Below are 13,019 nucleotides of genomic sequence, written 5' to 3' on the forward strand. Positions count from 1 at the left end.
AATTTGTGACCTGTTTTTAAAGGACTGATACAATGGCAAGAAAAAAGACCGGCGGCGGGGCGAAGGTGCCTGCCGCTGTGGACCCTGCGGCCATGGGGCTGCGGGCGGAGGTGCTGGAACAGCCCATCACCGAAACGCTGGAGACCAACTATATGCCCTATGCCATGAGCGTCATCGTCTCCCGGGCCATCCCGGAGATCGACGGCTTTAAGCCCAGCCACCGAAAGCTGCTGTACACCATGTACCAGATGAGGCTGCTCTCCGGCCCCCGGACCAAGAGCGCCAACGTGGTGGGCCAGACCATGAAGCTCAACCCCCACGGCGATGCCGCCATCTACGACACCATGGTCCGCCTCTCCCGGGGCTATGGTGCCCTGCTCCACCCCCTGGTGGACAGCAAGGGCAACTTCGGCAAGGTGTACTCCCGGGACATGGCCTGGGCCGCCAGCCGGTATACCGAGGTGCGGCTGGACCCCATCTGCGCCGAGCTGTTCCGGGACATCGACCAGGACGCGGTGGACTTTGTGGATAACTACGACGGGAAGATGAAGGAACCGGCCCTGCTGCCCACCACCTTCCCCAACGTGCTGGTGTCCGCCAACCAGGGCATCGCCGTGGGTATGGCCAGCAACCTGTGCGGCTTTAACCTGGGGGAGGTGTGCGACGCCACCATCGCCTATTTGAAGGACCCGGAGTGCGACCTGATGGAGACGCTGAAGGCCCCCGACCTGCCCACCGGCGGCCAGCTGCTGTATGACCAGGCCGCCCTCAGCGACATCTACCGCACAGGCCGTGGCTCCTTCAAGGTCCGGTCCAAGTGGCGCTATGTCAAGGAAGAGAATTTGATCGAGGTCTATGAGATCCCCTACTCCACCACCATCGAGGCCATCAAAGAGAAGATCATCGAGCTGGTGAAGACGGGCAAGACCCGGGAAATTTCCGATGTGCGGGACGAGAGCGACCTGTCCGGTCTGAAGCTGACCATCGACTTAAAGCGGGGCACCGACCCGGACAAGCTCATGTCCAAGCTGTTCCGCTCCACCCCCCTGCTGGACAGCCAGTCCTGCAACTTCAACATTCTCATCGCCGGAATGCCCCGGGTGATGGGGGTGCGGGAGATCCTGGAGGAGTGGACCGCCTGGCGGATGGACTCTGTGCGCCGGCGCACCTATTTTACCATGAACCGAAAAAAGGAGAAGCTCCACCTGCTGCTGGGCCTGCGCCGCATTTTGCTGGACATCGACCGGGCCATCCAGATCATCCGGGACACGGAGGAGGACTCCGAGGTGGTGCCCAACCTGATGATCGGCTTTGGCATCGACCAGACTCAGGCCGAGTATGTGGCCGACATCCGTCTGCGGAACATCAACAAGGAGTATATCCTCCGCCGCACCCAGGAGGTAGACGAGCTCCAGGCGGAGATCGCCGATCTGGAGGACCTGGTCTCCTCCCCCAAGCGCATCAAAAAGCAGATCACCCAGGAGCTCACCCAGGTGAAGAAGAAATACGCCGTCCCCCGGCACACCGAGATCGTCTATGACCACCAGACTCAGACGGAGGCCGACCCCGAGGACGAGACCCCGGACTATCCCGTCCACCTGTTCCTGTCCCACGAGGGCTATCTGAAAAAGATCACCCCCCAGTCCCTGCGCATGGCCAGCGACCAGAAGTATAAGGACGGAGACGGCCCCTTCCTCCAGTGGGAGGCCAACAACCGGGACGAACTGCTGGTGTTCACCGACAGACAGCAGTGCTATAAGACCCGCCTGAGCGACTTTGACGACGCCAAGGCCAGCGTTCTGGGGGACTATCTGCCCACCAAGCTGGCCATGGACCAGGAGGAGCGTCCCCTGTGGGCCTGCATCCCCGGGGACTACTCGGGCAATCTGCTGTTCTTCTTTGACAACGGCAAGGTGGCCCGGGTGGAGTTGAGCGCCTATCAGACCCAGACCCGGCGGAAAAAGCTCACCGGAGCCTACTCCGACAAGGCCCCCCTGGTCACGGCGTTTTTGGTCCGGGAGGACTTTGAGGCCGCCGTGTACACCACCGAGGGCCGCTGCATGGTCTTCCACACCTCCGCCCTGAACCCCAAGACCACCCGCACCACCCAGGGCGTGAACATCATGACCCTCAAGCCCAAATACCGGGTGGAGAAGGTCCTGCCCCTGGATCAGACCGCCATCGTCAATCCGTCCCGCTACCGCGCCCGCTCCCTGCCGGTAAACGGCGCTCTGCTGAAAGAGGAGGACCGGGGCGAGACGCAAATGACCCTGAACCTGTCCTGACAGACCCAAAAGAAAGAGGGGTTTCTTGATGAATACCCAGTCCGCCAAAAAGCTGCTCACGTCTTATCTCTGGATCACCATGGGCTCCCTGCTGTACGCCCTGGCCTTTAACTGGTTCTATGCCCCCAACCAGATCGCCCTGGGGGGCATCACCGGTCTGGGCCAGGCCATCCACACCTATATTCCCTTTCTGTCGGTGGGCCTGTTTGTCCTGCTGGTGAACATCCCTCTGTTTCTGCTGGGGTGGCGGTTCATCGGCGGGCATCTGCTGGCCTCCTCCCTATATGCCATGGCCCTGTCCTCGCTGGCCATGGATGCTTTGAACCTGGTATTTTCCTTTCCGGCCACCGACCCCATGCTGGCCGCCGTGTGCGGCGGAGCCCTGCTGGGACTGGCGGCGGGGCTGATCTTCTCCAAGGGCGCCACCACCGGGGGCACCGACCTGATCGCCCGGCTGATGAAGCTGGCCCTGCCCTGGCTGTCCATGGGCAAGGTGCTGCTGGCGGTGGACGTGACCGCCCTGCTGCTGGTCTCGGCGGCCTATGGCAGCATCAATGCCGCTCTATACGGTCTGGTGGCCCAGGTGGCCTACTCCTACGTCACCGACACGGTGCTCTACGGCCTGGACAAGGCAAAAGTGGCCTATATCATCACCCAGCAGACCGACCCGGTGGTGGAGGCCCTGACCCATAATTTAGGCCGGGGTGTGACCTTGCTCCACGGCCAGGGGGCCTGGAGCGGCCAGGAGAAGTATGTGCTCATGTGTGCCTTTAAACAGCGGCAGATCGTGGCCGTGCGTCAGATGGTGAAGGAGCTGGACCCGGACGCTTTTCTCATCGTCTGCGATGCACATGAGGTGTTGGGCCGGGGCTTTACCCGGTACAAGAAAAATGCGCTGTGACCCCGGGCGGTCTGCGCCCATGGGCAGTTTGTGCGCTGCAAGGAATTTCGAGGGAATTTCAGGAGGGGTTTTATATGCCGAATTACGAGAAACTTACAGAAAATCTCACCCGCCGGGGCTACACCGTCCGGCGCTTTCCCACCGCCCGGCAGGCGGCAGACTATCTGGACTCTGTCATCGACCAGACCTCGGTGGCCTTCGGCGGCTCCGTCACCCTGGACCAGCTGGACCTGTATCCCCGCCTGTCCGCCCACAACCGGTGCCTGTGGCACTGGAAGGGGGATGACCGGATGGACGGGATGCAGACGGAGGTCTACCTCAGCTCGGTAAACGGCCTGGCCGAGACGGGGGAGCTTATCAACATCGACGGGGCGGGCAACCGGGTGGCCTCCACCCTGTTTGGCCACAAGCGGGTTTATTTCGTGGTGGGGGCCAACAAGATCGCCCCGGACTACGATGCCGCCCTGTGGCGGGCCCGGAATATCGCCGCTCCCAAAAATGCCCAGCGTTTAAAGCGCAAGACCCCCTGCGCCGTAAAGGGGGACCGATGCTATGACTGCTCCAGCCCGGAGCGTATCTGCCGGGAGCTGGTGGTCCTGTGGAACAAGCCCATGGGCGTGGACACCATGGAGATCGTGCTGATCGACCAGGATCTGGGGATGTGACCTGCACATGGGCCGATGGGGACATCGGCCCCTACAAAAATCATGCTGTTACGTCGGGTGTCGCGGGCAGATCATATCCGCCCCTACTCCTATCTCATCACTCCTAACTCCTATCTCATCACTCCTAACTCCTAACTCATCACTCCTAACTCCTAACTCAGAAAGGGGGGGCCGCGCTCCCATGAAAACACGCATATTGGCCGCTGCCGCTGCCGCGTCCCTGCTGCTTACCGGGTGCGCCGCCCTGCTGGATCGGGACTATGTGTCCGTCACCGTCCACAGCACCACCCCCGCCACTGCCGGGGACAACTCCGCCCTGCGGGCCGAGAGCTATCAGGAATTGGTGAATGTCCTCACTTATATGGTGTCCCAAAGCATGCCCTCCGCCTCCATCCGCCTGTATGAGAGCGAGGATGTCCAGGCCGACCTAGAGCGGGCCTGCGTGGAGGTGACCCAGGAATATCCCCTGGGGGCCTATGCGGTGGACTATATCCAGTATCACGTCTCCCCCATCCTCACCTATCATGAGGCGGAGGTGCAGATCACCTATCGCCGGACCAAGGAGCAGATGGATGCCATCGTCTCCGCCACCGGCATCACCGCCATCCGCAGCCAGCTGGAGTCCACCCTGGAGCAGTTCTCCCCGGAGTGTACCCTGAGCATCAGCTATTTCGACGGAGGCGTGGACGATATCCAGGCGCTGTTCCGTCAGGCCTATTTCGCCGTGCCTGAGGCGGCAGAGGACCTGCCCGACGTATCCGTGTCCCTCTATCCCGACAGCGGGCGGCAGCGCATCGTGGAGCTGGAGCTGAACTATCACCTGCCCCAGGACGAGCTGCTCCGGCGGCAGGAGACCACCCGCTATCAGTGCCAGGAGCTGGCCCGGGACTTGAAGAGCTACACCGGAGATCTGCGCATCTCCGCCGCGGGACAGACCGTCCTGCAGGTGTGCAGCTATACCTCCGACGGGGGCAGCACCCCCTATCTGGCCCTCACCGATGGCAGGGCCAACAGCCAGGGGCTGGCCTTGTTCATGTCCGCCCTGTGCCAGCAGCTGAACGTAGACTGCATGGTGGTGGAGGGCAGCCAGAATGGCCGGCCTCACTTCTGGAACGTGGTATCCACCCAAAACGGCTGGCGGCATCTGGACCTTGCCATGGTAGAGAACTGGATTTCTCCCTATCAGACCGATGCCCAAATGACCGCGGCGGGCTATGTCTGGGACGGCCAGTCTGTCCCCCAGTGCCCCGCCCCCTTCCCCGCGTCGTAACTGCATTTAGCCCAAAAAATCGGGCCGGCGGCGGCGCTGCAAAACAGCGTCTCCGGCGGCCCAAAATTTTTTCGATTTATGCTTGACATTTTTCGATTCTCTGCTATAATAATCACTGTTGTTGCGAGTGTAGCTCATCTGGTAGAGCGCCACCTTGCCAAGGTGGAGGTAGCGAGTTCGAGCCTCGTCACTCGCTCCAAAATCGACAAGTTTCAAAAGAAACTTGTCGATTTTTTATTTTACTCAATCGTTTCTTTCCGCAGCAGATCTTTGAACAAGACGCTCATGTAATCGCTGCGGCCATAGAGGATGCGGTCAACGTAGACATTGCTGCCCTGCACGCGGTAGAACACCATGTAGCTGCCGCTGACAAGAAACCGATGATTCGTTCCAACATCTGCGATAGAGGACAGCGGGGTCCCCATCTCTGCAAAGTTTTTCAGCTGGTCGACTGCGTCCAGAATGCGGTCAGTCACGCGCTCTGCGGCAGAGCGATTTTGAAGCTCTGATACGATGTAGTCCCAGATATCATCCAGATCACGGCGGGCCTCGGGCGAGTAATAAATTCTATTCTTCATTCGCTCTTGCGCTTCAGATGCGCCCTCACCTCGTCCGGCGTCAGCCAGCCTTCCGTCTCGCCGGAGTGGCGGCCTTTTGCCAGCTCATTCATCAGGCGGATGGTCGCCTGCGCTCTCTCATAATCCTGCATATCCACAATGGCGTACCGTCCGCGTCCGTTCTTTGTCAAAAAAACAGGAGCGCCCACAGCCACGTCGTGCAGGACCTCGCTGTAATTGCGCAGGTCGGAAATGGGTTTAATGTTCGGCATATCCATCAGCTCCTTTCAGGCATAGTATATCCCATGCTGCTGTAAAATTCAACAGCAAGTTTGCAGCACATAGGGCCTGTTCGTCTTATTTCTCCCCCAAAAAACTTTTTTCATTTTGTACTTGACATTTTTCGATTCTCTGTTATAATAATCACTGTTGTTGCGAGTGTAGCTCATCTGGTAGAGCGCCACCTTGCCAAGGTGGAGGTAGCGAGTTCGAGCCTCGTCACTCGCTCCATCCGGGGCACCCAATCGGGTGTCCTTTTTTTATATATTTATTATGGTATAATCCTAATGGCAGAATACAGTTGACAACACCATATAGGGGTAAATAATATGACAATGATGGACTGCGTCGAATTAACGGCAGAGAAAGAGAACTACGCAAAATACGGTGTTCACAAAGGTATGCAGGGCTGGATTTGCCTTGATGATAGCGCAAATGGCACTTGGCTTGTAAACTTTCCTCAGTGCGGCGAAGAAGATGATATCGCTGAAATTTCTGTAACCGAGGCGGATTTAGCCGTGATTCCCGTCATAGATGCCGCTATAAACGAGGCGATCAAAGCTCAGTTTGATGCACTAGAAAAGACTTCTAAGTCATTTTCTGGTCAGGATGATCTGTCCGATTACATGGTCTGATAAAATACTTTAAAGTAGCCCTTTATGGCAACAGCCGCAGGCGTTTTTCTCACGCTTGCGGCTGTTTTGCTTTACTTGCCCAGTTTCTTTCTCAAATCGCCCAGGCGGTTCAGGGCCTGGAGGAGGGTGTCCTCCTTCTTGGCGAAGTGGAGGCGGATGAGGTGGTTCACCGGCTCCCGGAAGAAGCTGGAGCCGGGGACGGCACCCACGCCCACCTCCCGGGCCAGGTCCTCGCAGAAGGCGAGGTCGCTGTCATAGCCAAACTCCGAGATGTCCAGCAGGACGTAATAGGCCCCCTGGGGGTCGGTGTGGGCCAGCTTCAAATCGTCCAGTCCCCGCAGGAACAGGTCCCGCTTGCGGGTGTAGGTGGCCTGGAGACCGTCATAATAGTCCTGGCCGAAGCGCAGGCCGGGGATGACCGCCTCCTGCAGGGGGGCGGCAGCCCCCACGGTGAGGAAGTCGTGGACCTTTTTGATGCGCTCGGTGATCTCCTCCGGGGCGATGGTGTACCCCAGCCGCCAGCCGGTAATGGAATAGGTCTTGGACAGGGAGGAGCAGGAGATGGTCCGCTCCCACATGCCGGGCAGGGTGGCGAAGTAGACGTGCCGGTGGGGGGCATAGACGATGTGCTCATATACCTCGTCGGTGATGACATAGGCATCGTACTTCCGGGCCAGGTCGGCGATGAGCTCCAGCTCTTGGCGGGTGAAGACCTTGCCGCAGGGGTTGGAGGGGTTGCACAGGATCAGGGCCTTGACCCCCTGGCGGAAGGCATCCTCCAGCACCTCCGGGTCGAAGCGGAACTCCGGCGGGACCAGGGGCACATAGATGGGCTCAGCCCCGGACAGGATGGCATCCGCCCCATAGTTTTCATAGAAGGGGGAGAACACGATGACCTTGTCCCCCGGGTCCACCACCGTCATCATGGCGGCCATCATGGCCTCGGTGCTGCCGCAGGTGGCCACGATCTCCCGCTCCGGGTCGATGGTCCGGCCCATGAAGCGGCTCTGCTTCTCCGCCAGGGCCTGGCGGAAGCCGGGGGCCCCGCAGGTGATGGAGTACTGGTGAAAGTCCTCATAGGCCACCTGGGCCAGCCGGTCCAGCAGGGCCTTGGGCGGGTCGAAATCCGGGAAGCCCTGGGATAGGTTCACCGCCCCATAGCGGTTGGAGATGCGGGTCATCCGGCGGATGACGGAATCGGTAAAGTCCGCCGTGCGGCGGGACAGATCCTTCATGTTCGTTCGCTCCTTCTGTATGTCTGTGTGTCAGTTCTGGGGGGGCTGGGTGGCGCTGCTCACGCCAAAATCGAAGAACTGCCCTCTCCCCTGCTCCAGAGCCCGCTGATAGACCACGCTGGCGCAGCCGATGTCCATGGCCCCCGTGCCGATGGGGATGCACACCAGGCGCTCCCCGGGCCGGCGCTCCAGCTGCACCTTTCCGGCGGCCAGCTGGCCGATGGTGCAGGTGATGCTGTGCTCGTCCAGCTTGCCCTGGGCCACCAGCTTGGACAGGGCGCCCCGGTGCATGGTCTGCTCCACGTGGTCCACCACGATCTTGTCTGCGTGGAGCAGCACCCCGTCCTCGCACTCCTGATAGGAGCCCATGGGGAAGACGATGGTGTCGGGGGACAGCCACGCCTCCTTCAGAAATTCGTCCTTAGACTGGGTGACGCAGATCACCGCATCCCCCTGGGCGGCCTGACTGGGCTCGTCGCACAGGATGATCCTGCCGGGGACCACGTCCTGCATGTCCGCCCGGAAGCGCTCCAGGGCGGGGCGGGACACATCGTAGATGCGCAGCTCCTCAATGTGGAACAGGGTGGCGATGGCCCGGGTCTGCATGTGGCCCTGCATCCCCGCCCCATAGATGCCCAGGCGGATGGGGCGGCGCTGGCTGCTGCCGTGGTTGAGAAGGTATTTCAGGGCCACGGCGGTCTGGGCCCCGGTGCGCATGTTGGTGATCAGGGCCCCGTCCAACACGGAAATGAAGTTGTTGATGTGGGGGTTCACCAGCATGATGAGGGAGGAGCAATAGGGGATGTTCCGCTTCTTCCGCTCCCCCAAATTGCCTCCGGCCCACTTCAGCCCGGCCACATCGGCAAAGCCTACATAGGCGGGCATGGCGTTCATAAAGCCGTTGTACGGCGGATAGGGGGCCGACTCCCCCAGGTCCAGATTCACCTTGGAGGGATTGACCACCGTGCCCTCCCCCATGCCCTGAAAGGTCTTTTCCACGGCGGCCACCACGTCCTCCATGGACAGCAGGTCGTGTACGTCCTGCTCGCTCAATAATAAAGTCTGTCCCATTGCGTTTTGTCCTCCCTTATGCCATCAAACGTTACGCCTGGGGCAGCAGGTCCTGGTCCCAGCCGGCGGGGCTGTAGAAGCCCTTGCACTGGTCGTTGTACACGGCCAGGGTCCCGTCGGACTGGTAGGCATCCACCACCTTGCGGAACACCTCCACCTTGGCGGGGTCGCTCAGGTCAGCGGTGCGGGCGGCGATCAGGTTCCAATAGTCCTCAATGTCCAGGCGGTCATCGGCGAAGATGGCATCGCTGGCGGCCAGACCGAAGTCCAGGGCATAGTTGTTGTTCACGATGGCGGCAGTGACATCGGGCAGGGTGGAGACGATGACGTTGGCCTTCAGCTCCTTGATGGTCACGCCCACGTGATAGGTCTGGATGTCGTCCACGGTGGGGTTAAAGCCGGCGCTGGGGTCCAGGGTGATGATGCCGGCGGACTCCAGCACCTTCAGGGCCCGGCCGCCGTTGGTCAGGTCGTTGGGGATGGCGATGACATCGCCGTCCTTCAGCTCGTCCACGGAGGTGATCTTGTCGGAGAACAGGCTCAGGGGGGCGATGAAGGTGTTGCCGATGTTCTGGATCTCATAGCCATAGCTGTCGATCTCCCCCTGGAGATAGATGCGGTGCTGGAAGGCGTTCAGGTCGATCTCCCCGTCGTTCAGGGCCCGGTTGGGGGTGACGTAGTCAGAGAAGTTCACCAACTCCAGGTCGATGCCCTCCTCCGCCAGGGTGGCCTTAGCGGGGGCCCACAGGTCCTCGTTGATGCCGCCCACGATGCCCAGCTTCACGGTGACGGGCTCGCTGGTGGAAGCGTCGGCAGAGCCGGCAGAGGAACCGGCGGCGCTCTGGCTGCCGGAGGTGCTGTTTCCGCCGCAGGCGGCAAGGGTCAGGGCAGCCAGGGCGGCGGCCAGGGCGAGGGCAATGGTCTTTCTCAGCTTCATGTTGCATTCCTCCAATGATTTTTGTTTTTCATCTCTTTTGTTTTCCCGAGCTTATTTCCATCCTCCCTCCCCTGTGGGCGTGAAGACTTTAAGTCAGGCGTTTTATATCAGGGCCTCAGGCCCCGGGGGTGCGATTTTGCAGGCTGTTTACAGGGTCAGGGCCAGGCGATAGTTCTCGTCCATGGTCCTGCAGGAGGCGGCAAACTCCGCCTGCTCCTCCTGTGTCAGGTTCAGCTCAATGATATCGGCCACACCCTCCCGGTTCAGCCGGGCGGGGACGCTGGCATACACATCGTGCTGGCCGTACTGGCCCTCCAGCAGCACGGAGATAGGCAGGATGCGGTCCTCGTCGTGGAACACGGCCCGGACCACCTCGGCAATGGACACGCCGATGCCGAACTCGGTACAGTTCTTGCCCTCCATGATGCGCCAGCCCCCGGCCTTGCCCGCTGCGGCGATGGCCTTCAGGTCCAGGGCCCCATAGGTGTCGGGCCGCTCCTGCCGCAGCTGGGCCAGGGGCTTGCCGCCGATGGTCACGGCGGACCAGGGGACCATCTGGCTCTCCCCGTGCTCCCCCATGGCATAGGCCACAATGGACTTCTGGTCCACCCCGGTAGCCTGGGACAGGGCCCGGCGCAGGCGGGCGGAGTCCAGGGTGGTGCTGGTGGAGAAGATGCGCCCGCTGGGCCAGTTCAGCTTGGTCTGGATGTAGTGGGTCACCACGTCGGCGGGGTTAGAGATGTTCACGATGATGCCCGAAAAGCCGGAGGACTGGATGTTCTCCGTCACCGCTTTCATAATGGCGATGGTCTGGCGCAGGGTGTCCATGCGGGTCTGACCGGTGGCCAGGTCGGGCAGGGGCCCGGCGGCCACGATCATCAGGGGGGCATCGGCGGCATCGGCATAGGTGCCCACGCGGACCTTGGCCCGGCTGGGCAGATAGGCGGTGGAGTCGGCCAGGTCCAGGGCCTGGGCCAGGGCCTTTTTCTCGTCCACGTCGATGTAGACGATCTCGTCCACCAGACCCTGGGCGATGAGGGTGAATCCGGCGTGGGAGCCCACATGGCCGGCCCCAATGATGACCACTTTCCGATTTTGCAGCTGCATAATCTCTCTTCCTTTCTCAACTTATCAGTGTGTGTTCTTCCTGGCCACCCGGCTGCCGATGAACTCGATGAGACACACCAGCAGCACCAGCACCAGTACCGTGACATTTGTGATATCCTTCATATTCCGGTCATGGCCCAGGGTGACGGCAAAGTCGCCCAGACCGCCTGCGCCCACCGTCCCGGCCATGGCTGTCAGGTTGAGCAGGCTGATGGCCGTGATGGTGGTGCCCCGTGTGATGGCGGGGATACCCTCCCGCAGATAGACCCGAAAGATGATCTCCAGAGGGCTGGAGCCCATGGACAAGGATGCCTCGATGAGGCCCTTGTCCACCTGGGCCAGGGCGCTCTCCACCTGGCGGGCAAAGAAGGGCACCGAGCCGAACACCAGGGGGACGATGGCACCCTTCACGTTGATGGTGGTGCCCATGATGGCCCGGGTGACAGGCATGACCCAGGTGAGCAGAATGATGAAGGGGATGGAGCGGAACAGGCTGATGAGCTTGTCCAGCACCTGATAGACCAGGCCGTTTTCTAAAATGGCCCCCCGCTTGGTCACGGTGATAAGCACCCCTAAAGTCAGGCCCAGGATAAAGCAGATGATGCCCGACCAGGCCACCATGACCAGGGTCTCCTCCAGGGCCTTGCCGAAGTCGGGCAGGCGCTGGGCCACATTGGGCAGATAATTATTCAGCAGCTCTTGCATCCCGGATCACCTCCACGCCTACATTTTTTTCGATAAGATATTGGATCGCCTGTGTGAGCTGCTCCCGCTCGCCGCCCATGATGGCCACGGTACCACCGATGGGGGCATCCTGAACGATCTCGATGTCGGCGAAAATAATGTTCACCGACACATGGAACCGCTCGGTAATGGAGGAGATCAGCGGCTCGGACACGTTGCGCTGGACATAGGACAGCCGCACGATCAGCTCTCCCGGTTTCAGGCGGGTCACGGGGGAGTCGGCGGCGATAAGCTCTTCGATCTTCTGCAGATTGGAGGTGGTCTTGATAAAGCTCTGGGTGATGGGCTGCTTGGGGGCGGCGAAGATGGAGAAGACCTCCCCCTCCTCGGCCACCTTGCCGTGCTCCATCACGGCCACCCGGCTGCAGATCTCCTTTACCACCGCCATCTCGTGGGTGATGACCACCACCGTCAGCCCCAGCTGCCGGTTGAGCTGCTTGAGCAGGCGGAGGATGGAGTTTGTGGTCTGGGGGTCCAGGGCGGAGGTGGCCTCGTCACACAGCAGCACCTTGGGGTCGTTAGCCAGGGCCCGGGCGATGGCCACCCGCTGCTTCTGGCCGCCGGAGAGCTGGCTGGGATAGGCGTTCTCCTTGTCTGCGATGTCCACCAGAGCCAGCAGCCTGCGGACCTTCTCGGCCACCTGCCGCTTGGAAAGGCCGCTGCCCCGCAGGGGATAGGCCACATTTCCGAACACGGTGCGGGAGGGCATCAGGTTGAAATGCTGAAAGATCATGCCGATCTTTTTTCTGGCCTGGCGCAGCTGGGCGGGGCTCAGGCCGGTCATCTCCCTGCCGTCCACCACCACGCTGCCCTGAGTGGGCCGCTCCAGCAGATTGATACACCGCACCAGGGTGGACTTGCCCGCCCCGGAAAAGCCGATGATGCCGAATATCTCCCCCTCCCGGATCTCCAGGGAGACATCCTGCACCGCATACACCGGGTGCTCCGGCGTGCCGAAGGTCTTTGACACATGGGAAAACGTGATCACGCTTACTCCTCCTCCATACGAAACAAAAAAGCAGGGAGCCCAGCGGCTCCCTGCTTGAAATGCTCCTTTATGCTCCCCCGGAAAAGCCCGGAGAAACGGACCAATTCTATTTCGCAATCCTGCGGCAGGCAACCATTTGGACGCACAAAATCATGGGCATCGGCATAGCCATGTCCATCATCATACCAGTGAACATTCGACAAGTCTTTCCAGCCATGATGTGCCCTCCTTACCTACCAATTTTATCGGTATGATATCACTTCAAAATAGTTTTGTCAATGCGCTTTTTTTCAGAATTCTCTTTTTGGCACAGTGTTCAAAACTCTGTGCCGCTGCCACGTGTCT

Annotated in this window: 13 protein-coding genes and 2 tRNA genes; 7 read left to right on the forward strand and 8 right to left on the reverse strand. The window is 60.6% G+C overall.

All coding sequences use genetic code 11. The features are described 5' to 3' along the window. The first annotated feature begins 32 nt into the window (after positions 1–32). The 5 genes from H8S55_RS03345 to H8S55_RS03365 all read left to right on the forward strand — a co-directional run bounded on the left by H8S55_RS03345 (position 33) and on the right by H8S55_RS03365 (position 5,320). Positions 33–2,285 carry a DNA gyrase subunit A gene (locus H8S55_RS03345; RefSeq protein WP_186877827.1) on the forward strand — a complete coding sequence of 751 codons (2,253 nt, stop codon included), beginning with the start codon at positions 33–35 and terminating at the stop codon, positions 2,283–2,285. A gap of 28 nt (positions 2,286–2,313) precedes the next feature. Next, positions 2,314–3,186 (forward strand): YitT family protein, encoded by an 873-nt coding sequence (locus H8S55_RS03350; protein ID WP_186877828.1) that lies wholly within the window; start codon positions 2,314–2,316, stop codon positions 3,184–3,186. 74 nt (positions 3,187–3,260) lie between these two features. Next, the gene (locus H8S55_RS03355) at positions 3,261–3,851 is read left to right on the forward strand and encodes a lactate utilization protein (RefSeq protein ID WP_186877829.1); all 591 of its coding nucleotides are present in this window, start codon (positions 3,261–3,263) and stop codon (positions 3,849–3,851) included. Positions 3,852–4,032: 181 nt separating this feature from the next. Further along, complete coding sequence (locus tag H8S55_RS03360) at positions 4,033–5,121, forward strand: hypothetical protein (RefSeq protein WP_186877830.1); 1,089 nt, start codon at positions 4,033–4,035, stop codon at positions 5,119–5,121. Positions 5,122–5,244: 123 nt separating this feature from the next. Then, a tRNA-Gly gene (locus H8S55_RS03365) sits at positions 5,245–5,320 on the forward strand. 40 nt (positions 5,321–5,360) lie between these two features. Here H8S55_RS03365 and H8S55_RS03370 read toward each other — a convergent pair. Together H8S55_RS03370 and H8S55_RS03375 are read right to left on the reverse strand one after the other, a co-directional pair. Further along, positions 5,361–5,699: a type II toxin-antitoxin system RelE/ParE family toxin gene (locus H8S55_RS03370; protein ID WP_186877831.1), complete on the reverse strand. Its 339-nt coding sequence runs from the start codon at positions 5,697–5,699 to the stop codon at positions 5,361–5,363. Further along, positions 5,696–5,950, reverse strand: a complete 255-nt coding sequence (locus H8S55_RS03375; RefSeq protein WP_186877832.1) for a type II toxin-antitoxin system prevent-host-death family antitoxin — start codon at positions 5,948–5,950, stop codon at positions 5,696–5,698. Before H8S55_RS03375 ends, H8S55_RS03370 begins: the two co-directional genes overlap by 4 nt. A gap of 162 nt (positions 5,951–6,112) precedes the next feature. On the opposite strand from H8S55_RS03375, the gene H8S55_RS03380 reads away from it, so the two are divergent. Next, positions 6,113–6,188: transfer RNA gene (locus H8S55_RS03380), tRNA-Gly, on the forward strand. Between the two features lie 98 nt (positions 6,189–6,286). After that, complete coding sequence (locus H8S55_RS03385) at positions 6,287–6,592, forward strand: hypothetical protein (RefSeq protein ID WP_186877833.1); 306 nt, start codon at positions 6,287–6,289, stop codon at positions 6,590–6,592. A gap of 71 nt (positions 6,593–6,663) precedes the next feature. Here H8S55_RS03385 and H8S55_RS03390 read toward each other — a convergent pair whose 3' ends face one another. From H8S55_RS03390 to H8S55_RS03415, 6 genes are all read right to left on the reverse strand, one after another. Then, the gene (locus tag H8S55_RS03390; RefSeq protein WP_186877834.1) at positions 6,664–7,827 is read right to left on the reverse strand and encodes a pyridoxal phosphate-dependent aminotransferase; all 1,164 of its coding nucleotides are present in this window, start codon (positions 7,825–7,827) and stop codon (positions 6,664–6,666) included. Positions 7,828–7,857: 30 nt separating this feature from the next. After that, positions 7,858–8,898 carry an ornithine cyclodeaminase family protein gene (locus tag H8S55_RS03395; protein ID WP_186877835.1) on the reverse strand — a complete coding sequence of 347 codons (1,041 nt, stop codon included), beginning with the start codon at positions 8,896–8,898 and terminating at the stop codon, positions 7,858–7,860. A 31-nt stretch (positions 8,899–8,929) separates the two neighbouring features. Beyond that, positions 8,930–9,835 (reverse strand): MetQ/NlpA family ABC transporter substrate-binding protein, encoded by a 906-nt coding sequence (locus tag H8S55_RS03400; protein WP_186877836.1) that lies wholly within the window; start codon positions 9,833–9,835, stop codon positions 8,930–8,932. A gap of 147 nt (positions 9,836–9,982) precedes the next feature. After that, positions 9,983–10,942 carry an L-lactate dehydrogenase gene (locus H8S55_RS03405; RefSeq protein WP_186877837.1) on the reverse strand — a complete coding sequence of 320 codons (960 nt, stop codon included), beginning with the start codon at positions 10,940–10,942 and terminating at the stop codon, positions 9,983–9,985. Positions 10,943–10,966: 24 nt separating this feature from the next. Beyond that, positions 10,967–11,647: a methionine ABC transporter permease gene (locus tag H8S55_RS03410; RefSeq protein WP_186877838.1), complete on the reverse strand. Its 681-nt coding sequence runs from the start codon at positions 11,645–11,647 to the stop codon at positions 10,967–10,969. Continuing rightward, entirely contained in the window at positions 11,628–12,674 is a 1,047-nt protein-coding gene (locus H8S55_RS03415) for a methionine ABC transporter ATP-binding protein (protein WP_186877839.1), read from the reverse strand. The genes H8S55_RS03410 and H8S55_RS03415 overlap by 20 nt, the downstream gene beginning before the upstream one ends. Positions 12,675–13,019: the final 345 nt, after the last annotated feature.

Source organism: Flintibacter faecis, assembly GCF_014287875.1.
GTDB lineage: Bacteria > Bacillota > Clostridia > Oscillospirales > Oscillospiraceae > Lawsonibacter > Lawsonibacter faecis_A.

Bases quoted from the DNA above. Each gene is read 5' to 3' on its own strand.
- H8S55_RS03345 (WP_186877827.1), top strand. From the start codon at position 33: ATGGCAAGAAAAAAGACCGGCGGCGGGGCGAAGGTGCCTGCCGCTGTG.
- H8S55_RS03350 (WP_186877828.1), top strand. From the start codon at position 2,314: ATGAATACCCAGTCCGCCAAAAAGCTGCTCACGTCTTATCTCTGGATC.
- H8S55_RS03355 (WP_186877829.1), top strand. From the start codon at position 3,261: ATGCCGAATTACGAGAAACTTACAGAAAATCTCACCCGCCGGGGCTAC.
- H8S55_RS03360 (WP_186877830.1), top strand. From the start codon at position 4,033: ATGAAAACACGCATATTGGCCGCTGCCGCTGCCGCGTCCCTGCTGCTT.
- H8S55_RS03370 (WP_186877831.1), bottom strand. From the start codon at position 5,699: ATGAAGAATAGAATTTATTACTCGCCCGAGGCCCGCCGTGATCTGGAT.
- H8S55_RS03375 (WP_186877832.1), bottom strand. From the start codon at position 5,950: ATGCCGAACATTAAACCCATTTCCGACCTGCGCAATTACAGCGAGGTC.
- H8S55_RS03385 (WP_186877833.1), top strand. From the start codon at position 6,287: ATGACAATGATGGACTGCGTCGAATTAACGGCAGAGAAAGAGAACTAC.
- H8S55_RS03390 (WP_186877834.1), bottom strand. From the start codon at position 7,827: ATGAAGGATCTGTCCCGCCGCACGGCGGACTTTACCGATTCCGTCATC.
- H8S55_RS03395 (WP_186877835.1), bottom strand. From the start codon at position 8,898: ATGGGACAGACTTTATTATTGAGCGAGCAGGACGTACACGACCTGCTG.
- H8S55_RS03400 (WP_186877836.1), bottom strand. From the start codon at position 9,835: ATGAAGCTGAGAAAGACCATTGCCCTCGCCCTGGCCGCCGCCCTGGCT.
- H8S55_RS03405 (WP_186877837.1), bottom strand. From the start codon at position 10,942: ATGCAGCTGCAAAATCGGAAAGTGGTCATCATTGGGGCCGGCCATGTG.
- H8S55_RS03410 (WP_186877838.1), bottom strand. From the start codon at position 11,647: ATGCAAGAGCTGCTGAATAATTATCTGCCCAATGTGGCCCAGCGCCTG.